Source organism: Anaerosalibacter massiliensis (assembly GCF_024623155.1).
In the GTDB taxonomy this organism is placed as follows: domain Bacteria; phylum Bacillota; class Clostridia; order Tissierellales; family Sporanaerobacteraceae; genus Anaerosalibacter; species Anaerosalibacter massiliensis.
Genome location: NZ_JANJZL010000021.1, coordinates 1 through 22534, shown reverse-complemented (window position 1 = coordinate 22534; position 22534 = coordinate 1). Strand labels below are relative to the sequence as shown.

Here is a 22534-nt window from a genome sequence, read left to right as displayed (position 1 = left end):
ATACCTAAAATTAGACTAAGAAAAATATATTTAAATTTATGGAAACTTAGGTACTTCAGTTGTCAACTTGAACATAAAAAAAGAGGCGTTTCATAACTGATAAATCAGTTATGAAACAGCCCCTTTTATTTGTAAAAAAAATATAGTAGGATATAATACGGAGAGAATATTTAAGAGGTGATTTTGTGGCTAAAATCAAAACAAAATTTATTTGCCAAAACTGTGGCTATGAAAATTATAAATGGATGGGAAAATGCCCTTCTTGTAATGAATGGAATAGTTTTGTAGAAGAAATTGATGAGAAAAAAAGTAAGATAAAGAAGGATTTAAAGGATATAAAAATAGAAAATATTAAGGATGTAAAAATAGATGAAGAAGATAGATTTAAAACTGATATAGGAGAAATGGATAGGGTATTAGGGGGAGGAATTGTTAAGGGCTCTTTAATACTTGTAGGAGGAGATCCAGGAATAGGAAAGTCCACATTACTTATACAAATAGCAAACAATCTTTCAAATAAAGGATTAAAAGTATTATATGTATCTGGAGAAGAATCAGTAAAACAGATTAAAATAAGAGCAGAGAGGATAAAATTAGAATCTAAAGAGTTATATATTTTATCTGAAACTAATCTGGACATAATAAAAGGTATAATAGAAAATGTATCTCCAGATATTTTAATTATAGATTCTATTCAAACAGTTTATAATCCTGATATTAGTTCAGCTCCAGGTAGTGTTGGTCAAGTAAGAGAAGGCACTCATATTTTAATGAATATAGCTAAGAGAAAGAATATTGCTACCTTTCTTGTAGGGCATGTAACTAAAGAGGGTTCTATTGCTGGACCAAGAGTACTTGAGCATATGGTAGATACAGTTCTCTATTTTGAGGGGGAGGCATATCATAGTTATAGAATTTTAAGAGCTATAAAAAATAGATTTGGATCTACAAATGAAATAGGTATGTTTGAAATGAGAGATATAGGCCTTGTAGAAGTCCAAAATCCTTCAAAGATTCTCATTTCAGAAAGACCAAGAGATACTTCCGGTACAATAGTTGTTCCAAGTTTAGAAGGAACTAGACCAATGCTTGTGGAATTACAATCATTAGTAAGCCCTACTATGTTTGGAATGCCTAGAAGGGTAGCTATGGGTATAGATTATAATAGAGTTATTTTAATGATAGCTGTTCTAGAAAAAAAGGTAGGATATAATATGGAAAGTTATGATGTATATGCAAATATTGTAGGAGGACTTAAGACAAAAGAACCAGCTATAGATTTAGGTATTATATCATCAATAGCTTCAAGTTATAGAGATATTCCTATAGATTCAAAACTGACTATTGTAGGAGAAGTAGGTCTTACAGGAGAAGTTAGAAGGGTGAATTTCATAGAAAAAAGGATTAAAGAAGCAGAAAATTTAGGCTTTAATACAGCAATTGTTCCTAAGGCAAATATAAAGGATTTAAATAAAACAAAAGGAATAAATATAATAGGTGTTAATAATGTATTAGAAGCGTTGGATATTGTTTTAGGAGGTTAGAATATGGAGGAAAGTGTATGAAGAAAGACATATATGAATCTTTGAGAATAGTTGCTCCTGGAACCCGTCTACGCATGGGACTTGAAAGTATAGTAAGGGCAAAAACTGGAGCTTTGATAGTGATTGGAAACAATGAGGAGGTACTTAAGACAGTAGATGGAGGATTTAATATAAATAGTGATTTTTCCCCAGCATATCTTTATGAACTAGCTAAAATGGATGGAGCCATAATAATTAGTAATGATTGCAAGAAAATACTATATGCTAATGCTCAGTTAATTCCAGACCAGTCTATAATTTCAAAGGAAACGGGAATTCGACATAGAACAGCAGAAAGAGTTGCTAAGCAAACAAATGCATTAGTTATTGCTATATCCCAAAGAAGAAATATAATCACTTTATATAGGAGAAACAGCAAATATGTTTTGAGAGATTCCAGTGAAATACTTGATAAGGCTAATCAAGCTATACAGACCTTAGAAAAATATAAAAACGTATTAAATCAAGCTATGAGAAATTTAACTGCATTAGAATTTGAAGATTTAGTAACTGTATATGATGTGGTGAAAGTTCTTCAAAGAATAGAAATGGTTATGAGAGTATCTGATGAAATAGAAAAATATATATTAGAACTAGGAAATGAAGGAAGACTTATAAGTATGCAACTTGATGAACTTATAAGTGGAGTAGAGGAAGATGGATTGAATATTATAAAAGATTATTTCAATATAAAAATGAAAAAAGACTATTTGAATACAAAAAATGACATAAGAAATCTTTCTTCAGAGGAATTATTAGATCTATATAATATTGCAAAAATAATAGGTTATGATACTGGAGCTAATTCTTTAGATACTAATATTTATCCAAAGGGCTATAGAATATTAAGTAAAATACCAAGACTTCCTTCAAATGTATTAGATAATCTTATAACTATGTTTGGATCTTTTCAAAAAATACTCAAGGCCTCTATTTCAGAGCTAGATCTTGTGGATGGTATTGGAGAAATAAGAGCAAGAACTATAAAAGAGGGTCTTAGAAGATTTCAAGAACAGTCTTTTTTAGATAGACATCTAATATAAATATCATTGAATATAAGTAAAAAAGCTAAATTGGTGAAATCCAATTTAGCTTTTACTTATTTTAGATTATATATTCCTAATGTTTTTAAATTATCAAATTCTTTAATCAAAACATCCCATAAACTTATATCTAAAGTATTACATAGAGAAGCTAAATAAAAGGCATAAGCTCCCATTTCTTCTTCAATCTTTTCCCTACAAACCTCGCAAAGTTCCCCATCGACATGATTTTTTAATGATCTACTCAATTCTTCCAAAGTATCCGTATTATACTTTTGTTTTGAAGCATTAATTGAAATACAGCCACAAGAAGTAACAGATTTCATAACTGCTCTATTAATTCTTGCGTTATACTCATCTAATTTAGTAATTATGTCTAAAATACTTTTATGTCTTATAAGTACTTCGGAAACTTTCTCTTGAAATTCATCGCAAATCATATTTTCATCTATACTCTCAATATTTCTGCCCATATAATTTCCACCCCAGTCAAATAATTTGTTTTGTATCTTAATTATACTTATGAGGACAAGTTGTTGTCAAATAATTCTTGTTTTTATTGGCTTAATTTATAAAAAAGTATATAAAAAAATTATTAGTTGACAAAAATATAAGGAATATGGTACAATATCTTATTTGACAATCATTACCCTTTATTGTATACTGTTAATATACTATGTTTAAATTGGGAGGTTGTCACTATGTTTGATATAGGAGATAGAATTGTTTACCCTATGCATGGTGCAGGCATTATTGTCGCTATAGAAGAAAGGGAAATATTAGATGAAAAGAAGAAGTACTACATTATGAAAATGCCTATTGGAGATATGAAAGTAATGGTGCCAGTAGATAATGTAGGAGATATTGGAATAAGAGAAATTGTAGAAAATGATGATATTGATAGAGTTTTTGCAGTTCTAAGTGGAAACCAAACAAAAATGCCTCAAAATTGGAATAGAAGATATAGGATAAACATGGATAAAATTAAAAGTGGAAATATTTTTGAAATTGCATCAGTTGTTAGAAATCTTATGATTAGAGATAGAGAAAAAGGATTATCAACAGGAGAAAGAAAGATGTTAAACAGTGCAAAACAAATGCTTGTAAGCGAGATAGTATTGGCAAAAGACATTGATCAGGAAGAAACAGAAAGGCTCATTGATGAAGCTATAGATTCTCCCTCTGCATAAAAATAAATAAAAAGTTTTAAAAAAATGTTATATTAATTTAATTTATGGAAATATATAATGATAGTAGGGAGGTGAGTTCATGGCAGATAAAATTGCCAGATATGTAATAGCTTTAGTAGGAACATTGATAGGATATGGAATTGTGGCTGGCTTAGAGAGCCTTGGTATTTTAAAATTGACAGGTATGGGTGTACCTGGATTGGTTATATTTATATCAATGGTTTTGACTTCTGGAATTATATTTTTCTTTCTTTCACCTTCTTTTATTAAAGGAGGAAGGAAATTTATTCGTTTTGTGGAAGTAGAGCTTCAAGATCTGCCTGCTTCCGATATCGCTTTAGGTTCTATTGGATTAATAGTGGGGTTGATTATTGCTTATTTACTAAGCCAGCCATTTTATAATTTAAATGTACCCTATTTAGGAGTCATAGTATCTATTATATTGTATTTAATATTTGGATACTTAGGAGTTAAAATTCCCACTAGGAAAATGGAGGATTTCACGAATACTTTTAATCTTTTCAAAAAAAACATAGGGAAAGAAAAATTAAAAACATCTTGTAAGGCTTGTCCTAAAATATTGGATACCAGTGTTATTATAGATGGTAGAATAGCAGATATTTGTAAAACTGGATTCATTGAGGGAGCATTGATTATACCAGAGTTTGTTCTTGAAGAGCTTCAACATATTGCAGACTCTTCTGATTCTCTAAAGAGAAATAGAGGAAGAAGAGGACTTGATATACTAAATAAAATACAAAAAGAATTAAATGTAGAAGTAATTATCACTGATAAAAAATATGAAGATATAAAAGAAGTAGATTCAAAACTTTTAAAACTTACTCAAGATATGAAGGGTAAAATAATTACAAATGATTATAATTTAAATAAAGTAGCTGAAGTTCAAAATATAGAAGTGTTAAATATAAACGAATTGGCAAATGCTATTAAACCTGTAGTTCTTCCAGGAGAAGAAATGAAAGTCCAAGTAATAAAAGATGGTAAGGAATCAGGTCAAGGTTTAGCATATCTTGATGATGGAACTATGATAGTCGTAGAAGGTGGAAAAAAACATATTGGAGAAACTATAGGGGTTTTAGTAACAAGTGTATTGCAAACTTCTGCTGGAAGAATGATATTTGCAAAACCTAAATCAGCAGTAGATAGGGCAGTATAAGAAAGAGATAAAGGGGCAGTTCCCTTTATCTCTTTTTCTTTTTTGAGACAGAGATAATGATGGGTTAAGAATTATCTTCTTTGTCTCTTTTTTTTATTCTTAATATATTTTATGGCTATTTAACATATACTATCTCTGTATAATAAATGATTTTATATGATAAAGGTATTTCCTGTTATTTTTTAATATGCTATAATTACTTAGAGGTGAAAAAAATGTATAAAAATAACTATGTTTCAGTTATAATAGCTGCTGCTGGTATGAGCAATAGAATGAGAAGTAGTGTAAATAAGCAATTTATATCTATTGCCAATAAGCCTATACTTGCTCGTACTTTAGAAAAGTTTGAAGAATGCAATTATGTAGATGAAATTGTAGTAGTTGCAAAAGAAGATGAAGTAGACTATTGCAGAAGAGAAATTGTAAAAAGATTTAACTTTAAAAAAGTAAATAAAGTAGTTAAAGGTGGAAAAGAAAGGCAAGATTCTGTATATAATGGATTGTTAGCACTAAATGAAAGAGCTAATATAGTTTTAATTCATGATGGTGCTAGACCTTTTATAAAGATAGAAAATATTAAAGATAGTATAGAGGGAGTAGTAAAATATGGAGCTTGTGTAGTAGGAGTTCCAGTGAAGGATACAATTAAACTTGTAGAGAAGAATGAGAATATTTCTAGTACTCCTGATAGAAGTAAGATATGGGCAGCTCAAACTCCCCAATCATTTTGGAAAGATACTATAATGGAAGCTTACAAATGTGCCATAGAAGATGATTTTGTAGGAACAGATGATAGTATGCTTGTAGAAAGATTGGGAATTTGTGTGAAAATGATAATGGGTAATTATGAAAATATAAAAATAACTACCCCAGAAGATTTAATAGTTGGAGAGTCCTTACTTAAAGATAAGGAGATTATTTTAAATAGGAGAGAATTTATATTTCAAAGTAGATAGGATGGATTTTTATGAAAGTAGGAATAGGTTATGATGTTCACAAATTAGTAGAAAAGAGAAAATTAATAATAGGAGGAATAGAAATTCCTCATGATAAAGGTTTGCTAGGTCATTCAGATGCAGATGTTTTGATACATGCTATTATGGATAGCATATTGGGAGCATTAGGATTTGGAGATATTGGCAAGCATTTTCCAGATACAGATGAAAGGTACAAGGATATATCAAGTATGGTTCTTCTTGAAGAAGTCTACAGTATTATGAAAGAAAATGGGTATATGATAGGAAATATAGACAGTATAATAGTTGCACAAAGTCCTAAGATGTTTCCATATATAGATACTATGAAAGAAAATATAACTAAAGTACTTAATACCTCAAAAGATAATATAAATATAAAAGCGACAACTACAGAAGGTTTAGGGTTTGAGGGGCAGAAAGAGGGTATATCAGCTCATAGTATATGTATATTAGAAAAAAATAAGGGGGGAAGATATGATAGAAATTAAAAAATTATCTAAACATTTTAAAGATGTAATTGCAGTGGACAATGTATCCTTTGAAGTGGAAGAAGGCAAAGTTTTTGGACTTCTAGGAGAAAATGGTGCAGGCAAGACTACTACATTGAGGATGCTTGCTACAATGCTTAAACCTACTTCAGGTACAGCAATTATAAATGAATATGATTTAATTCAAGACCCAGTAGATATAAGAGGAGAAATTGGTATTTTATTTGGAGGAGAGATAGGCCTTTATGATCGGCTTTCAGCTAGGGAAAATATTGAATATTTTGGGCTTTTGAATGGTATGGACAAGGCTCAGATAAATATGAAAATTGAAAAATTAGCCAAGGATCTAGAAATGGAAGAGTATATTGATAGGAAAGTAGGAAAATTTTCAAAAGGTATGAAGCAAAAAGTTGCTATAGCTAGAAGTATAATCCATAGTCCATCTATAATGTTTTTTGATGAACCTACATCAGGTCTTGATGTAACAGCTATTAGAGTAGTACATGAATTTATAAAGGAATTGAGAAATGAAGGAAAAACTATTATATTTTCTAGCCATTCTATGAATGAAGTAGAAAAATTATGTGATGAGGTAGGAATAATTCATAAAGGAAAGATGGTAGAAATTTCTTCATTAGAAGGATTAAAGGTGAAGTATGGAGAAGAAAATTTAGAAGAAATATTTGTTTCTTTAGTAGGTGAAAAAAATGAATAAATTTACTAGAGTAGTTTTCAAAAAAGAAATAATAGATACATTTAGGGATAAAAAGACTATTTTTTCAAGTATAATAATTCCAATAATAATATTCCCTTTAATAGCATTTGTTTTTGGTATTGGGAGTTCGGATATTGAAAAGGAAAGTAAAGAACCTGTACAAATTGCTATCTTAAGTGAAGAAAAAAATGAACTTGAATCTTTTCTTTTAAATCATAAGGATATAAATATTGTAAAAACTGAAGATGCTGAAAAAGCTTTAGACAAGCTAGATATAAAAGTCATAGTAAAAATTGGAGAAAATTTTGATGAAAAAATTCAGCAAGGTGAAAAACCTAGAATAGAATTAATTTATGATGATGCTAGTCAAAAATCTGAAATAGGTAAATCAAGGGTAGAACAAATTATTTCAGGTTATACTGGATATATTGTAGCTAAAAGATTGGAAAATGCAGGAGTCAATCCACAGATACTAGAACCTATAGATATTAAATATTCTTCTGTATCTAAAGAGGGGGGAACAGGACTAATGATTTTCTCTATGATGCTTCCCTTTATGCTAACTATATGGTCAGCTGTAGGAGGTATTCCAGCCGCTACTGATTTAGGTGCAGGAGAAAAAGAAAGACAAACCTTAGAACCTCTTTTGACTACAAAGTCTAGTAGAATGTCTATACTCATGGGAAAATATTTTGCAGTAGTTGTGGCAGGGGTAATTGCTACTATAGCTTCTTTAATAGGATTTTTAATTGCTACAAAGATAAATCCAGATTTTCTAGGAGAGGGGACTACACTTTCTATAAAAGCTATTGGTATAATAACCTTAGTTTGTTTAGAAATGGCTTTAGCATTCTCAAGTATTGAACTTGCAATTAGTTTTTATGCTAGAAACTTCAAAGAAGCTCAAACTTATTTAAGTCCTGTAAGTATTGTACTTATGGTACCTGCTTATCTGACTATGTTTGTAGATGGTAGAGCCATACCTAGACATTATTTTCATATACCTATAATAAATACTATAGGAGTTATTAAGGAAGTCATAGTATCTGTATATGATATGAAACATATATTGATAACTACGGGATGGAATCTATTGTATATAGCTTTGTTTTTAACAATAACTGTAAAAATGTTTGAAAAAGAAACAGTTATATTCAGAAATTAATATTTGACATAATAGTTTTTTTCTAGTATTATTTTAATAAAATATATACGCATTGAAGGAAAATAGTAGATATTAACGGTCTTAGAGAGGAAGTTCATGTGGTGAAAAACTTCTGACCCAATGAATATTGAACCCGTTCCTGAGCTTCTAGGCTGAAATGTATTAGGTCTAGACGGTGGCATCGTTATAGCTTTTGAGTGGATTTATAATATTTATAAATCTATTAGAGTGGTATCGCGAACTTAAACCTTCGTCTCTATATTTGAGATGAAGGTTTTTTATATTCAAAACTAATTATGTTATAGCCATATAAAAATAAGGAGGAAAAAATAATGAAGATGTCAAAATTATATTTACCAACATTAAGGGAAGTTCCAACTGAAGCAGAAATTCCTAGTCATCAGTTATTAGTTAGAGCTGGGATGATGAGAAAATTAGTATCAGGGGTATATTCATACCTACCTCTTGGATATAGAGTTATAAGGAAAATAGAACAAATAGTTAGGGAGGAAATGGATAGTTCTGGTTCCCAAGAACTTTTAATGTCCGCTATACAGCCAAAAGAACTTTGGCAAGCTAGTGGTAGATGGGATGATTTTGGACCAGAGATGTTTAAATTACATGATAGACATGAAAGAGAGTTTTGTTTAGGACCAACTCATGAAGAATATTTTACAAATCTTATCAAAGATGAAATAAAATCTTATAAACAACTTCCATTGAGCATTTATCAAATTCAAACTAAATATAGAGATGAAAAAAGGCCAAGATTTGGACTTATTAGAAGTAGAGAGTTTATTATGAAAGATGCATATAGTTATGATAAAGATTTAGATGGATTAGAAGAAGCTTATAAGATTATGTGGGATGCATATGAAAAGGTATTTGAAAGATTAAAACTTAAATTTAGAGTTGTTGAAGGAGATTCAGGAACTATGGGAGGCAGAAGATCCCATGAATTTATGGCAGTATCGGAGACAGGAGAAAGTTTAGTTGCATATTGTGATGATTGTAACTATGCTGCTACAGATGAAAAAGCTACAGTAGTTTACAATATAGAAAATTCAGAGGAAGAAGAGCTTGAAAGAGAAAAAATTCATACTCCGGGTATAAAGACGATTGAAGAATTATCTAATTTTCTTAATGTAGAAAAAGATAAATTGGCCAAATCAGTAATATATAAAGTAAATAATGAAGTGATTATTGCATTAGTACCTGGAGATAGAGAGCTTAATGAAGTAAAACTTTGTAACTATCTAAAAATAGGAACACATGAACTAGAAAGTGCAGATGATGAAGTAATTAGAGAAGCAACAGGTGCAGAACCAGGCTCTATAGGGCCTATAGGCCTTAAAGAAGGAGTAAAACTTTTAGTTGATGCAAGGGTAACAAAGATGAACAATTTCATTGTAGGAGCTAATGAAACAGATTATCATATAAGGAACGTGAACTATGGGAGAGATTTCACAGGGGAAGTAGTTGAAGATTTATTGTTAATTAAAGAAGGAGATGTTTGTCCAAAATGTGGTAGTCCTTTAAAAATGGAAAGAGGAATAGAAGTAGGAAATATATTCCAGTTAGGCACTAAATATAGTGAAAGTTTAGATGCTACTTATTTAGATGAAGATGGGAAGGAAAAACATTTTGTAATGGGCTCCTATGGCATAGGCGTGTCTAGAAGTATGGCTGCTATAGTAGAACAATATCATGATGATAAAGGAATAGTGTGGCCATTAGTAGTAGCACCATATCATGCTATTATTACAGTTATTAATATAAAGAAAGAAGAACAAATTAAATTAGGAGAAAAATTATATAATGAATTGAAAAATATGAGTGTTGAAGTACTTTTAGATGATAGGAAAGAAAGAGCTGGAGTTAAATTTAATGATAGAGATTTAATAGGTGTACCTATTCAAATAACTATTGGAAAAAAAGCAGGAGAAAATATAGTAGAGTACTCTTTAAGAAATGAAGATGAAAAAATTGAAATAAATATCGATGAGGTAAAAGATAAAGTTAAAGAAGAGTTTAAAAAAGCAGGATTAGATATTAAAAGTATATAATAAAGGTTAAATATTTAAAGAGGTTATATTAAAATAAATTAATCTATTTTAATATAGCCTCTTTAACATTCTGTTTAATAATACTTAGCATAGCAACTAATGGCGAGTTAGATGTCAAAAAGGGCCAGTTGGGTATGAAAAACGGACAGTTAGATTTTTTAGAAGGAATTAGCCTATTTAATAGGGAAACTTATATTGCAGAAGAAGGAAATAAATATTTTTTAAAAAAACTGAATATTGTAGAAAAATCAAGTATTTTGGCATAAATTGCGATATATGAGAGGGTTAAAATAAAGGATATTCACTTTAAATATAGAACGTATAAATATGCAACAAATAATAAAGAAATAGGTGAATATCTATGTTGTACTCAATCCCTTGGTATGTTGTGTTATTTCAATCAATACCTGAAATGTTTGTTTTAATGATTTTAGGTTTTAAACTGTTTAATATAGATGTAAGCTTTAAGAAAGCATTGTTAGTTTCATGTTTAGTCGCAGTAATAGTATATTTTACACGAAGGAATGTTAATGTATATGGACTTCATACAGTGATGCTCATATTTTGCTCACTATTTTTTATAAGGATAATACTAAAGATGAACATAGCTTATTCTTTTATATGTATTGTAACTAGTTTATTAATCAATGGATTATTGCAGAATACTACTATTCCTATTTTACTTAAATTATTTCAAAGTGCTCCTAAAGATTTAATAAAAAATCCTTGGTTAAATGTATTTATATATATACCTAATGGTTTAATTATGTATTTATTTTATATTTTTATAAAGAAGATACAGTTTTATTTGTTTGATCTAAGAATGTATGAAAATGATTTTGAAAATTTATATAAAGATAGATCTATATTGGTGTTATTTATAGTCCTAATTCAAGGTATATTTATAATACTTATGAATCAAACTTTTTATCTATCTCGTTATAATCAATTTTCAGATAATGCAGGATATACTATTATAAATATTATTATCAGCATATTTACAATATTAGTGCTAATCTCAATAAAAGGGCTTGGGGATGATATAAAAGATAAGGTGGAAATGAATCTTTTAAAAAACTATTTAGAACAAATGGAAGGATTATATAATGCTTTAAGAACTCAAAATCATGAGCATAAGCGTCATATTCAAACTATTCAAGCCATGGTTTATTTAGATGAAATAGCTTCAGCAAAAGAGTATATTGATGGATTAAGTGATGAATATAGCTATACAGATGACATAGTATATGTGGAAAATATGGCTTTAACTGCTTTAATAAATGGAAAGAGAAAATTAGCAGAGTTAAATAATATAGATTTTAAATTTGATATTAATTGTAATTTAAGTAAATTACAAATTGATTCTTGGGATTTATGTAGTCTACTGGGAAATCTTTTAGATAATGCCTTTGAAGTTGTTAAAAAAGAAAAGAATTATAGAGAAGTAAGTTTAAAAATAGATTATTTGGACGGAGATTATATAATGCAGGTATCAAACAATGGAGATAGAATATCTAAAGATGAAATGGACAAATTGTTTGAACCTGGTTATACTACTAAATCTTCAGTAGGAAGAGGATATGGACTATTTTTAATGAAAAATATTGTTGATAAATACAATGGAATTATTAAAGTTTATTCTAAGGATAAAACTGTATTTAAAATAATATTTCCAAAAGAGGAAGGGAATAAAAATGACTAATAAAATTTCAAAAAAATTGGCTCTTTCATTAGGGAATAATCTAAATGGAACTAATGAAGATATAGAAATTTGGGCTTACGGATTAGAATTATTGTTGAATGGAATTATTAAGTTTGCATTTATAGTTAGTTTAGCAGCAATTTTTGGAATATTTAAAGCTACTATATTATCCTTAATTACTTTTGCTATTTTTCGCCACTTTGGAGGTGGAGTACATTTTAGCACTTATTTAAGATGTTTGACATCTGGAATAATTATATTTTTAATCCTAGGAAAAATTTCTTGTTTTAATATTGTCATATCTAATTATAAATTTTTATTTTATATAACCTTATTTTTAGGAATATTAACTATTGCAAAATGGATACCTGGAGATACAAAAATAAAGCCAATGAAAAATAAAGAAGATAGGAGAAAACAAAAGCTTAAGACTACTGTAGTTTTAATTATTTGGATCACAATAGTTCAATATTTAAATAGATTAAATAATATTCAATATATACTACCTATTGTACTAGGGGCTTTTACAAGTTTCACTTTTATAACACCTTTTGGGTACTGGATTATAAACAGCATAGACAAATATTTAGACAAAACTAAGGCTAAATATGGGGAGGTGAAATAAATGAAAGGTATTTTAACTATATTGGCATCATTTTTAGGATTAATTGCTAGGACAGGAGCTAGTACATGTAGTGCTATGATTTTACACGAACCAGAAATACCAGAATCTTTGAAAAAGTAGGAGCTGATAGTAGTTGATTAAAATCCTCATTTTAGAAGACGAAGATTATACTAGAAAATTTATAAAAAAGATAGTAATGGAAAACACTTCTGCATCAGAAATTTTTGATACATCAAGTGGAAAAGAAGCAATAAGTTTAGCAAGAGAACATCTACCAGAAATAGCTATGCTAGATGTAGAATTAGAAAGTGAAGATTTAAATGGTCTTGAAATATCAAGAATAATACACAAGATAAGCCCAGAAACTAAGATAGTTTTTATTACAGGTCATTCTAAATATGCAGTTTCTGCTTTTGACGTTCATCCTTATGACTATATTCTTAAACCTATAAATGTAAAAAGGCTTATTGAAACAATAGTTACTCTAACAAATTATGTAGATAAAACTTCTTCTACCAAAAGTAAAGGTATGAATAGGATTGTAGTTAAAAATGGAGGAGAAATGTTTTTTATAGCAGTTAAAGATATATTATATGCTGAAAGATTGGCTGGAGATACTATTATTCATGATGAAAAAAACACTTATAATGTACAAGATAGCTTACAAGAATTAGAGAATAAGTTAGGGGATAGTTTTTTACGAGTGCATAAATCCTATATTGTAAATGAGGAGAAGATTAAAAAAGTATTAGAAATTGGGGAAAGAGTATATCAGATTGAATTTTTAAACAGTGATAAAGTGGCATTAATGAGCAGAACTGGATTTAAAGAATTTCGAGAAAGATTTAATAATTTAACACTGTGACATTTTTATAGGGATATACTAGAAGAAAAAAGAGTATATCCCTTTTCCTTATATGGACAGTTAGACCAGAAAAGAGACCACTTGAGTGCTAAAAAGGGCCAGTTAGAAAAAAAGGAAGGATATAGTTAAAAATTATAGAAATAAAGCAAGGAGGAAAAGCAAAAAAACTGGGGGGAGAAAAGTGGAAAAATATATACAAAATGAATTGGAATTTCTTTGTGTAGAGACAATAAATTTATTGAATCTTTTGAGAAAGGAAAACAAAATTAGTGAAGAAGAGTATTGTAAGCATTTGGAGGAAAAAGAAAAGTTTTTAAAAAATATGGATATAGATAAAAAGGAATTAAGAAGAAATTGCTCTAGTTCAATCTAGAGCAATTTTTTCCTTGTAAAAACCTTCAGAATAAGATATTCTATTTTATAAGTCAATAGATTATAATGTATTATGAATTAAATTTGGAGGGATATTAATGTTTAAGAGAACAATTTCTACTGTTTTAACGATATTATTGCTTGTAACTAGTATATCTAGTTTAGTATTTGCAGATGCAGAAATGGGAAAAAATAAAGTTGTAAGTTTAGGAAAGAACTTGACTCAAGAGCAAAGAAACTCAATGCTAAATCATTTTGGTGTAGATAAAGATGTAGAGATTGTAGAAGTGACTAATGCAGAGGAAAGAGAATATTTAGGCAAGTATATAGATGATAAGCTATTAGGAACTAGAGCATTGTCTTGTGCTTATGTGGAGAAATTAGATGAAGGAGCAGGTATTTCTGTAGACACTTACAATATATCTTGGGTAACTAAGGACATGTATGAAAATGCATTGATTACAGCAGGTATCAAAGATGCTAAAGTAGTAGTTGCCAGTCCAGTAAATGTATCAGGTACTGCAGCTTTAACAGGTATTATAAAGGCTTTTGAAGATATTACAGGAGAAGGTATATCTGAAAAAGAAAAACAAGTAGCTAGTGAAGAGATAGCAAAGACTGCAATGCTTGGAAATGAAATAGGTAAAGAAAAAGCTAGTGAACTTATTGAAAATGTAAAAGTAGATGTAGTTGGAAATAATAAAAAGAGTAAAAAAGAGATAAAGGATGCAGTAGAATCAGCAGCAAAAGATTTAGATATTCAGCTTACTCAAGAACAAATAAATGAGATAGTTGAGCTTATGAGAAAAATTTCTAAATTAGATTTAAATCTTGATGATATAAAAGGACAATTGAAAGATATATCAGGAAAGATAGATAAAATAATAGGTCAAAATGAAGATGTGAAATCCTTCTTCCAAAAGATTGCTGACTATCTTGGAGAGTTTTTTAACAAATTATTTAACTAATATATAAATCCTTCACTGTTGAAACTAGTAAATAGGTGATATATAATATATTGGTAGTTTATTTTGGAGGTGGAGTTTTTTGGAAAATATTAGAGTGAGATTTGCACCAAGTCCAACAGGATATTTACATATTGGCGGACTTAGGACTGCATTATATAATTATTTATTTGCAAAACACAATAATGGTAAGTTTATATTGAGAATAGAGGATACGGATAGAAGTAGATATGTAGAAGGAGCTATTGAAAATTTAATTAATTCTCTAGAATGGGCCGGAATCGAAATTGATGAGGGAGTAGTTATAGAGGATGGGGAAATAACTCAAAAAGGAGAATATGGTCCATATATTCAATCAGAAAGATTAGATATTTATAGAAAGTATGTAGATGAACTAATTGAAAATGGATATGCCTATTATTGTTTCTGTTCTAAGGAAAGGCTTGATGAAGTACGAGCAGAACAAAAAGTAAAAGGGCTTATACCCAAGTATGATGGTTTTTGTAGGAATATACCTATAGATGAAGCGAAGAAAAGAATAGAACAGGGAGAAGAGTATGTAGTTAGACTTAGACTGCCTCAAAATAGAGATATTAAGTTCTATGATATTGTAAGGGGAAATATAACTATAAACACAGAAGATCTAGATGATCAAGTACTTTTGAAATCGGATGGATATCCTACTTATCATTTAGCGGTTGTAGTGGATGATCATTTGATGAATATAACTCATATAGTTAGAGGAGAGGAATGGTTAGCTTCAGCTCCAAAGCATGCATTTTTATATGAAGCTTTTGGTTGGGATGCTCCTGAATATGTTCATCTTCCTACAGTATTAAACAAAGATAGAAAAAAATTAAGTAAAAGGCAAGGAGATGTTTCTGTAGAGGATTTTAGAAATAGTGGGTATCTTCCAGAAAGTTTAGTAAATTATCTTGCGTTAATAGGTTGGAGTCCTGAAGGAAATGATGAGATTCTCTCTATGGAAGAGTTGATAAAACAGTTCTCCTTTGAAAGAGTATCCAAAACTGGAGGAATATTTGATAAGAATAAACTTAATTGGGTAAACGGTCATTATATAAGAGAATCTAACACTGAGAAAATTACTAATTTAGCTATACCATATTTAATAGAATCAGGTTATATAACAGAAGATGATGTAGATAAAAGGTATGATTGGATAAACACTATGATAAGAACAGTACAAGAAAGCTTATCTACAATTAAAGAAGTCCCAGAAAAAGTGGCTATTTTCTTTGGCGAAGAAGTAGAGTTAGAAAATGATGAAGTCTTGAAAGTGTTGAAAGGTGAACAAGTTCCTATACTATTTGAAGCATTGAGAGAAGAGTTAGGGACTGTAGATAAAATAGATGAAGAATTTTCTAAGGGATTAATGAAAAAAATACAGAAAAAAACTGGTATAAAAGGAAAGAATTTATTCATGCCAGTTAGATCTGCTCTTACAGGAAATTTACATGGGCCAGAATTAGTAGATATTATATATGTTTTAGGTAAACAAAATATACTTAAACGCATAGACTATATAGAAAATAAGTATTTAAAATAATACTTGAATAATATATAGAAATAGTATAAAATGAAATATAATTATCTAAAGGTTGTGAAAAGGGAAAGTAGATTTAATATACTTACAGAGAAGGGTTTTTACCTAGCTGAGAGAAGCCCTAAGTTCCTGTTAAATTGAAGTGCACCTTTGAACTGTTGCCTGAAGTACAGTAGGGTTAATCGGTTGACACCGTTATTGTCTTAGAGTTGGAAGGGGTTTTGTCTTCCAATCAGAGTGGAACCACGAAATAAATCGTCTCTGTATTTGAGGCGGTTTTTTTATTTATTAAAAAGGGAGGATATTATTATGTGGGAAACTATAACAGAAGATGTAAAAGCCATAAGAAATAGGGATCCAGCTGTTAGAAGTTGGACTGAGGCTATACTTTGTTATCCAGGATTACATGCTCTTTTCTTTTATAGAATTGCCCATTTTTTTTATAATATACGATTGTATCTATTAGCTAGGATAATATCTAATATTGGCAGATTTTTTACGGGAATTGAAATACATCCAGGTGCAAAAATTGGAAAGGGTTTATTTATAGATCATGGAATGGCAGTAGTTATAGGTGAGACTACTGAAATAGGTGATAATGTAACTATATATCAAGGTGCTACATTAGGTGGTACAGGGAAGGAAAAAGGGAAGAGACATCCAACTATTGGAAACAATGTAGTTATAAGTTCAGGAGCCAAAGTACTAGGACCTTTCACTGTAGGAGATAATTCAAAAATAGGGGCAGGTTCTGTAGTTTTAAAAGAGGTTCCACCTAATTGCACAGTAGTAGGGGTACCCGGAAGAATAGTAGTTAAAAATAATAAAAGATTAAAATGTTCTACAGCAAAAGATGAAATAGATTTAGATCAAGTGAAATTACCAGATCCTGTTTTTCAGGAGTTAGAATGTTTAAGAAAGAGAATATCAGAACTAGAAGACCATCTATATAAAAAGAAAGGAGATGTAAATGATGAAATTATATAATACTTTAACTAGGAAAAAAGAAGAGTTTAAACCTATAGAAGATGGGAAAGTAACTATGTATGTATGTGGGCCTACAGTATACAATTATATGCATATAGGAAATGCTAGGCCATTAGTAGTATTTGATACATTAAGAAGATATTTTAAATACAGTGGATATGAAGTAGATTATCTAGTTAATTTTACAGATATTGATGATAAAATGATAAAAAAAGCTAAAGAAGAAGATACAACAGTTAAGAAAATAGCCGATAGATTTATTGAAGAATACCATATAGATGCAGATGGACTTCTTTTAGATGAAGCAGGAACTAGCCATCCAAGGGCTACAGAGCATATTGAAGAAATAATAGATTTTATACAAGGTTTAATAGATAAAGGCAGTGCATACAATGTAGATGGAAATGTTTATTTTAATATAAACTCAACTAAAGATTATGGAAAGCTTTCTAAAAAGAATATTGAAGAGCTTATAAGCGGTGCCAGAATCCAAATCAGCGAAGAAAAGAAAAACCCTATGGATTTTGCATTGTGGAAGAAGGAGAAAGAAGGAGAGCCTTCTTGGGATAGTCCATGGGGGAAAGGTAGACCTGGTTGGCATATAGAATGTTCTGTAATGGCTAGAGAGTTTTTAGGAGAAACTATTGATATACATGCTGGTGGAGAAGACTTGCAATTTCCACATCATGAAAATGAAATAGCTCAAAGTGAAACACTGTCTGAAAAGCCTTTTGCAAACTATTGGCTTCACAATGCTATGATAAATATAGACAATAAAAAAATGTCGAAATCCGAATTTAATTTTTTCACTATAAGAGAAATTGGAGAAGAGTTTGATTTAGAAGTATTAAGATTTTTCTTATTGTCTGTTCACTATAGAAATCCTATTAATTTTAGCAAAAAATCACTTACTCAAGCTAAACATGGATTAGAAAGATTGTATAATGGAAAGAAAAATTTAGAATATTTAATGGAAAATGCTGAAGAAAAGAGCTTAACAGATGAGGAAGAAAAGATAAAAGTTGAAATTGATAAATTTAAATCTGAATTTAAAGAAAGTATGGAAGATGATTTAAATACAGCTGATGGAATAGCAGCTCTTTTTGAAATAGTAAGAATTTCTAATGGAAAACTAGATGAAAATTCATCTAAAGAACTGCTAAAATATATATATGATATATTAATGGAACTTTCAAAAATACTAGGAATATTGTCTAAAGAGGAAGACCTTTTAGAGAGTGAAATATTAGAGCTTATAGAAAAGAGAACAGAAGCTAGAAAAAATAAAAACTTTGAATTAGCTGATAAAATAAGGGATGAACTAAAAGAAAAGGGTATAATAATTGAAGATACAAAAGGCGGGGTAAAATGGAAGAGGATGTAATAGGAAGAAATAAAAATTTAACTAAAAAAGAGGCTTCCATGCTCTCTCCTCTACAATTAGCTTATATAGGAGATGCAGTATATGAGCTTTTTATAAGAAGATATTTATTGCAAAAAAAACTTCCTGTCCATGAACTTCATAAAGAAGCAGTGAAATATGTGAAAGCAGGTGCACAAGCAAATATAATTCATTTTTTAGAGAAAGAACTTAGAGAAGAAGAAAAAAATATTGTCAAAAGAGGAAGAAATGCAAAGACTCATTCATCTCCTAAAAATGCAAATATTACTGATTATAAATATGCAACAGGATTTGAAGCTTTAATAGGATTTTTATATTTAACAGGGCAAGAGGAAAGGATGTTTCAATTATTAAATAGAATAATATGAAGATAAGGACTAAGATGTACTTATTAAGTACATCTTAGTCTTTAAATTAAGAAAGGATGATATACTTGGATAGTAAACTTAAAGTTCAACTTTTAAGATATACACCAGAAGGAGAAAAACTAGTAGCATCAGCAGCTAAACTTTGTTATTCTCCTGTAGGAATTGACAAAATAGAAGAAAATTTAGATGAAGAGAAAGTGGACAGGTTTTTAAACATGCTCATGGATTTAGGTCATGAATCTCCTCTTGAACATCTTAGCTTTACTTTTGGAGTAGAAGGTGTTTCAAGAGTGCTTACCCATCAGCTTGTAAGACATAGAATAGCTAGTTTTTCTCAACAATCTCAACGTTATGTAAAATTAGACCAATTTGATTACATAATCCCATCATCTATAGATAATGTAAAAGAAGCAAGGGATATTTATATTAAAGCTATGGAAGAAGATCAGAAATATTATGACGAAATTACAGATATATTGTTTAAAGAACATTTTGAAAAGTTACTAAAAAAAGGATATAATGATAAGAGGGCTAGAACTATGGCAGAAAAAATGTCCATAGAAGATGCAAGATATGTTTTCCCTAATGCTTGCGAAACTAAAATTGTATTTACTATGAATACTAGAAGCCTTTTTAATTTCTTTAGGTTAAGATGTTGTAATAGGGCTCAATGGGAAATAAGGGCTTTAGCTACAGAGATGCTTAAGGAAGTAAAGAAAGTTTATCCTACCTTGTTTAAAAATGCTGGTCCAAGCTGTTTAATAGGGGTTTGTCCAGAGGGAAAAATGACTTGTGGGAAAATAGATAAGGTAAGAGAAAGATTTAAAAGTATATAATATTAATTAAAAATATATTGAGATAATGTTTATGCTATCGTATAATTTATTTTAATATACAGTATAAACATAGGGAGTGAATAGAATGGAAAGTAACTATATTGTAGGAAGAAATCCAGTGCTCGAAGTTTTTAAAACAAATAGGGAAGTTGAAAAAATTTTAATATCTAAGGGAGAATTAAAGGGTTCTATTAATAAAATTATTGGAATAGCTAAGGATGAAAAAATTCCAATACAGTATGTAGATAGAAAAAAACTAGATGCTATTTCTGAGGGAAGCACTCACCAAGGGGTAGCAGCTCTAGTTACTCCTTTTAAATATGCATCTATAGATGATATTTTAAATAAAGCTAGAGATTTAAAAGAGGATCCATTTATAATAGTTCTTGATGAAATAGAAGACCCTCACAATTTAGGTTCTATTATAAGGTCGGCAGAATGTGGAGGTGCTCATGGTATTATAATACCAAAGAGAAGAGCTGCTACAGTATCTCAGACTGCCATTAAAGCTTCAGCAGGAGCTGTAGAGCATATGTTGATATCTAAAGTAACTAATATAACTGATACTCTGAAAGAGCTTAAAGAGAAAGGACTATGGGTATATGGTGCAGATGTAGAAGGTAAAGAATATTATTTTCAGAGAGATTTTAGTGGACCAAAAGTGCTAGTCATTGGAAGTGAAGGAAAAGGAATCTCCAGACTAGTAAAAGAAAACTGTGATTTTTTAGTTAAGATACCTATGTTGGGCAAGATATCATCTTTAAATGCTTCAAATGCTGCCTCTATACTAATATTTGAAGTGGTAAGAGAGAGATATGTCAAATAATGGATCGGGTTTTAAAGAATATTTATTTGTAGATGGATATAATATTATAAATTCTTGGGAAAAACTACGTTCTTTAAGTGAGATAGATTTAGAGGTAGCTAGAAATGAACTAATAGATATAATGACTGAATATCAATACTATACTAAAATAAAAGTTATAATAGTATTTGATGCACATATGGTAAAGGGTAATAGTGGAAAAAAGGAAACAATAAAAGGGGTTGAAGTAGTATATACAAAAGAAGATGAAACAGCGGATCATTATATTGAAAAAGTATTGGATGATATAGGAAGGGTAAAAAAAGTTAGAGTAGCTACATCAGATTGGATGGAGCAACAGGTTGTTCTAGGAAGAGGAGGAACTAGGATTTCTGCTAGAGAGTTAGAGGTTGAAATAAATAATTATAAATCCTTTATTAATAAAAAAAATAAGAGGGAAAATCAGAAAAACAATCTAATTATTGGAAGATTGGATGATGAAATTCTTAAAAAGTTGGAAAAATGGGGAAAGAATGAGAAATAATCTTGACTATTAAAACTTAATTAACTATAATTTAATTAATTGAAATAAGCAAAGTCAAAGGTTTTAACACTTTCTGGAGGGGATGTTTGGTGGGCATAGGTTTATACAATGAACTGGATATTGTATATTGTGATAGCTTAGAAGATGAAGATATTGTTGAAGAAGCGAAAAGGGGTGATCTTCAAGCCTTAGAATATCTCATAACTAAGTATAAAAATTTTGTAAGGATAAAAGCTAGATCTTATTTTTTAATTGGTGCAGATAGAGAAGATATTATTCAAGAAGGCATGATAGGCCTTTATAAAGCTATTCGCGATTATAATAAGGACAAGCTTACATCTTTTAAGGCTTTTGCAGAGCTTTGTATAACTAGACAGATAATAACTGCAATTAAAACAGCAACTAGGCAAAAACATATTCCTTTAAACTCTTATGTATCTTTGAACAAACCTATCTATGATGAAGAGTCAGATAGGACTCTTTTAGATGTACTGTCAGGAGTTAAAATTACAGATCCAGAGGAACTTATTATAGGGAGAGAAGAGTTAAATAACATTGAAAATAAAATTGGCGAAATATTAAGTGATCTTGAATGGGAAGTGCTCATGGCATACTTGGAGGGCAAGTCTTATCAAGAAATTGCAGTAGAACTAGATAGACATGTAAAAAGTATTGATAATGCACTTCAAAGAGTGAAAAGAAAACTAGAAAGATATTTAGAATTAAGAGAGGATTAATATTTTTCCTATTGACAATAGTCTAACTAGATAGTAAAATTGTTTACAGTGGTTATAAATGCCCATGTAGCTCAGAAGGTAGAGCACTTGCATGGTAAGCAAGAGGTCACCGGTTCAAATCCGGTCATGGGCTCCATAATATAAATTTTTAAAATATTACTTATTATTAAATATTACTTATTATTTAAACTTAGGAAACACCCGGATATGTTTTCTTATGAAATTAAAAGTTAAGGAGGAAGTAAAATGGGAAAAGCAAAATTTGAGAGAACAAAACCACATATTAATATTGGAACAATAGGTCACGTAGACCATGGTAAAACAACATTAACAGCAGCAATAACAACAGTTCTAAACA

26 protein-coding genes, 1 tRNA gene and 2 other annotated features are annotated in these 22534 nt (G+C 29.7%); of the genes, 26 read left to right on the top strand and 1 reads right to left on the bottom strand.

The window, feature by feature from the left end:
• Positions 1 to 185: 185 nt before the first annotated feature.
• Positions 186 to 1544: a DNA repair protein RadA gene (gene radA / locus NSA23_RS15955; RefSeq protein ID WP_042682427.1), complete on the top strand. Its 1359-nt coding sequence runs from the start codon at positions 186 to 188 to the stop codon at positions 1542 to 1544.
• A gap of 17 nt (positions 1545 to 1561) precedes the next feature.
• A complete protein-coding gene (gene disA / locus NSA23_RS15950) occupies positions 1562 to 2626 on the top strand; it encodes a DNA integrity scanning diadenylate cyclase DisA (RefSeq protein WP_042682425.1) in 1065 nt (354 codons plus the stop codon).
• Positions 2627 to 2682: 56 nt separating this feature from the next.
• On the opposite strand, the gene NSA23_RS15945 is transcribed toward disA, so the two are convergent.
• Entirely contained in the window at positions 2683 to 3099 is a 417-nt protein-coding gene (locus NSA23_RS15945) for a nucleoside triphosphate pyrophosphohydrolase family protein (protein WP_097668039.1), read from the bottom strand.
• 228 nt (positions 3100 to 3327) lie between these two features.
• On the opposite strand from NSA23_RS15945, the gene NSA23_RS15940 reads away from it, so the two are divergent.
• From NSA23_RS15940 to NSA23_RS15825, 24 genes are all read left to right on the top strand, one after another.
• Positions 3328 to 3816 (top strand): CarD family transcriptional regulator, encoded by a 489-nt coding sequence (locus tag NSA23_RS15940; protein ID WP_042682422.1) that lies wholly within the window; start codon positions 3328 to 3330, stop codon positions 3814 to 3816.
• 79 nt (positions 3817 to 3895) lie between these two features.
• Complete coding sequence (locus tag NSA23_RS15935) at positions 3896 to 4993, top strand: PIN/TRAM domain-containing protein (RefSeq protein WP_042682420.1); 1098 nt, start codon at positions 3896 to 3898, stop codon at positions 4991 to 4993.
• Positions 4994 to 5208: 215 nt separating this feature from the next.
• Positions 5209 to 5949: a 2-C-methyl-D-erythritol 4-phosphate cytidylyltransferase gene (gene ispD / locus NSA23_RS15930; RefSeq protein ID WP_042682418.1), complete on the top strand. Its 741-nt coding sequence runs from the start codon at positions 5209 to 5211 to the stop codon at positions 5947 to 5949.
• A gap of 11 nt (positions 5950 to 5960) precedes the next feature.
• Entirely contained in the window at positions 5961 to 6458 is a 498-nt protein-coding gene (ispF, locus tag NSA23_RS15925; RefSeq protein ID WP_042682416.1) for a 2-C-methyl-D-erythritol 2,4-cyclodiphosphate synthase, read from the top strand.
• Entirely contained in the window at positions 6445 to 7173 is a 729-nt protein-coding gene (locus NSA23_RS15920) for an ABC transporter ATP-binding protein (RefSeq protein ID WP_042682414.1), read from the top strand. Before ispF ends, NSA23_RS15920 begins: the two co-directional genes overlap by 14 nt.
• Entirely contained in the window at positions 7166 to 8338 is a 1173-nt protein-coding gene (locus NSA23_RS15915) for an ABC transporter permease (protein WP_042682411.1), read from the top strand. Before NSA23_RS15920 ends, NSA23_RS15915 begins: the two co-directional genes overlap by 8 nt.
• Positions 8339 to 8381: 43 nt before the next feature.
• Positions 8382 to 8599 (top strand) — a binding site (T-box leader).
• Between the two features lie 71 nt (positions 8600 to 8670).
• Positions 8671 to 10404, top strand: coding sequence for a proline--tRNA ligase (locus NSA23_RS15910; protein ID WP_042682409.1), 1734 nt, complete (start codon positions 8671 to 8673; stop codon positions 10402 to 10404).
• A gap of 134 nt (positions 10405 to 10538) precedes the next feature.
• A complete protein-coding gene (locus NSA23_RS15905; RefSeq protein ID WP_257490757.1) occupies positions 10539 to 10670 on the top strand; it encodes a hypothetical protein in 132 nt (43 codons plus the stop codon).
• A 95-nt stretch (positions 10671 to 10765) separates the two neighbouring features.
• The gene (locus tag NSA23_RS15900; protein ID WP_042682407.1) at positions 10766 to 12106 is read left to right on the top strand and encodes a sensor histidine kinase; all 1341 of its coding nucleotides are present in this window, start codon (positions 10766 to 10768) and stop codon (positions 12104 to 12106) included.
• On the top strand, positions 12099 to 12731 hold the full coding sequence (locus tag NSA23_RS15895; RefSeq protein WP_042682405.1) for an accessory gene regulator ArgB-like protein: 633 nt from the start codon (positions 12099 to 12101) through the stop codon (positions 12729 to 12731). The genes NSA23_RS15900 and NSA23_RS15895 overlap by 8 nt, the downstream gene beginning before the upstream one ends.
• Complete coding sequence (locus tag NSA23_RS15890) at positions 12732 to 12851, top strand: cyclic lactone autoinducer peptide (protein ID WP_075052128.1); 120 nt, start codon at positions 12732 to 12734, stop codon at positions 12849 to 12851. It begins immediately after the preceding gene.
• 13 nt (positions 12852 to 12864) lie between these two features.
• Positions 12865 to 13596, top strand: coding sequence for a LytR/AlgR family response regulator transcription factor (locus NSA23_RS15885; RefSeq protein WP_042682402.1), 732 nt, complete (start codon positions 12865 to 12867; stop codon positions 13594 to 13596).
• 181 nt (positions 13597 to 13777) lie between these two features.
• A complete protein-coding gene (locus NSA23_RS15880; protein ID WP_042682401.1) occupies positions 13778 to 13969 on the top strand; it encodes a hypothetical protein in 192 nt (63 codons plus the stop codon).
• A 97-nt stretch (positions 13970 to 14066) separates the two neighbouring features.
• On the top strand, positions 14067 to 14936 hold the full coding sequence (locus tag NSA23_RS15875) for a DUF1002 domain-containing protein (protein WP_042682400.1): 870 nt from the start codon (positions 14067 to 14069) through the stop codon (positions 14934 to 14936).
• Positions 14937 to 15015: 79 nt separating this feature from the next.
• Entirely contained in the window at positions 15016 to 16500 is a 1485-nt protein-coding gene (gltX, locus tag NSA23_RS15870) for a glutamate--tRNA ligase (RefSeq protein WP_042682399.1), read from the top strand.
• 45 nt (positions 16501 to 16545) lie between these two features.
• Positions 16546 to 16763, top strand: a binding site (T-box leader).
• Positions 16735 to 17484: a serine O-acetyltransferase gene (gene cysE / locus NSA23_RS15865; RefSeq protein WP_438357573.1), complete on the top strand. Its 750-nt coding sequence runs from the start codon at positions 16735 to 16737 to the stop codon at positions 17482 to 17484. It overlaps the preceding feature by 29 nt.
• Positions 17471 to 18868, top strand: a complete 1398-nt coding sequence (gene cysS / locus NSA23_RS15860; RefSeq protein ID WP_042682395.1) for a cysteine--tRNA ligase — start codon at positions 17471 to 17473, stop codon at positions 18866 to 18868. Before cysE ends, cysS begins: the two co-directional genes overlap by 14 nt.
• Positions 18853 to 19254 carry a Mini-ribonuclease 3 gene (locus NSA23_RS15855; RefSeq protein WP_042682393.1) on the top strand — a complete coding sequence of 134 codons (402 nt, stop codon included), beginning with the start codon at positions 18853 to 18855 and terminating at the stop codon, positions 19252 to 19254. Before cysS ends, NSA23_RS15855 begins: the two co-directional genes overlap by 16 nt.
• A 65-nt stretch (positions 19255 to 19319) precedes the next feature.
• Positions 19320 to 20090, top strand: coding sequence for an FAD-dependent thymidylate synthase (gene thyX, locus NSA23_RS15850; protein ID WP_420841103.1), 771 nt, complete (start codon positions 19320 to 19322; stop codon positions 20088 to 20090).
• Between the two features lie 85 nt (positions 20091 to 20175).
• The gene (rlmB, locus tag NSA23_RS15845) at positions 20176 to 20916 is read left to right on the top strand and encodes a 23S rRNA (guanosine(2251)-2'-O)-methyltransferase RlmB (protein WP_042682389.1); all 741 of its coding nucleotides are present in this window, start codon (positions 20176 to 20178) and stop codon (positions 20914 to 20916) included.
• The gene (locus NSA23_RS15840) at positions 20906 to 21439 is read left to right on the top strand and encodes an NYN domain-containing protein (protein ID WP_042682387.1); all 534 of its coding nucleotides are present in this window, start codon (positions 20906 to 20908) and stop codon (positions 21437 to 21439) included. Before rlmB ends, NSA23_RS15840 begins: the two co-directional genes overlap by 11 nt.
• Positions 21440 to 21528: 89 nt before the next feature.
• Positions 21529 to 22176 carry an RNA polymerase sporulation sigma factor SigH gene (gene sigH / locus NSA23_RS15835; RefSeq protein ID WP_097668041.1) on the top strand — a complete coding sequence of 216 codons (648 nt, stop codon included), beginning with the start codon at positions 21529 to 21531 and terminating at the stop codon, positions 22174 to 22176.
• Between the two features lie 60 nt (positions 22177 to 22236).
• Positions 22237 to 22312, top strand: a tRNA-Thr gene (locus NSA23_RS15830).
• A gap of 110 nt (positions 22313 to 22422) precedes the next feature.
• Positions 22423 to 22534: GTP-binding protein (locus tag NSA23_RS15825; protein ID WP_257490758.1), on the top strand; the 112-nt coding region annotated here is incomplete at its 3' end.